The organism is Lacisediminihabitans sp. H27-G8 (assembly GCF_046156175.1).
In the GTDB taxonomy this organism is placed as follows: Bacteria; Actinomycetota; Actinomycetes; order Actinomycetales; family Microbacteriaceae; genus Lacisediminihabitans.
This window is the reverse complement of sequence record NZ_JAYLVL010000016.1, coordinates 1-947: the sequence shown is the minus strand read 5'-3', so window position 1 is coordinate 947 and position 947 is coordinate 1. Positions and strand designations below refer to the sequence as shown.

The 947-nt window shown below is 65.8% G+C and carries 1 pseudogene; it reads left to right on the top strand.

The window, feature by feature from the left end:
* Window positions 1-947 (top strand): annotated as a pseudogene (istA, locus tag VLI63_RS17630) (IS21 family transposase); the annotation flags it as partial.

Here is a 947-nt window from a genome sequence, read left to right as displayed (position 1 = left end):
CGATCGACGAGATGCTCCGCCAGGACCTCGATGCCCCTCGCAAGCAGCGCCACACAGCGAGGCGAGTCTTCGCCCGTCTCGCGGAGGAGCACGACGCCACGGATCTGTCGTATTCGACAGTCCGTGACTACGTCCGCCGCCGCCGCCCCGAGATCGACCTGGAAGCGGGCCGGCTGCCGGAGGTATTCATCCCGCAGGAGCACGCACCCGGCGCGGAAGCCGAGGTCGACTTCGGAGAGGTCTGGGTGGTGCTGGCCGGGGTGAAAACCAAGTGCCACATGTTCGCCTTCCGCCTCTCCCACTCGGGCAAGGCGATCCACCGGATCTATTCGACCCAAGCGTAGGAAGCGTTCCTCGAGGGCCACATCGACGCGTTCGACGACACCGGCGGCATCCCGACCAGGCACATCCGCTACGACAACCTCACGGACGCCGTCGTGAAAGTCATCTACGGCACCGGCCGCCAGCGCACCGAGAACCAACGGTGGGTCCTGTTCCGTTCGCACTACGGGTTCGACGCGTTCTACTGCCACCCCGGTATTGAGGGCGCTCACGAGAAGGGTGGTATCGAGGGCGACGTCGGCCGGTTCCGCCGCACCCACCTGTCACCGATGCCCGTCGTCGACTCGCTCACGGAACTGAACCGGCAGGTTCGTCAGTGGGATCTGGACGATGAGAACCGCAGGATCGGCGACCGCATCCGCACCGTCGCCCAGGACTTCGCGCTCGAGCGGGAGTTGCTGGCGCCGATCACGGCGGAACGGTTTGAACCGGGGCTGTCGTTGACGCCGCGGGTGAGCCGGTCGAGCCTCGTCAGGGTTCGGATGGCGTCCTACTCGGTCCCCGTCCGATTCATCGGCCGGCTTGTCCGGGTATCTCTTCGCGCATCCGAAGTCGTTGTCTTTGATGGGCGCACGGAAATTGCCCGGCACCCTCGGGTCGTTACT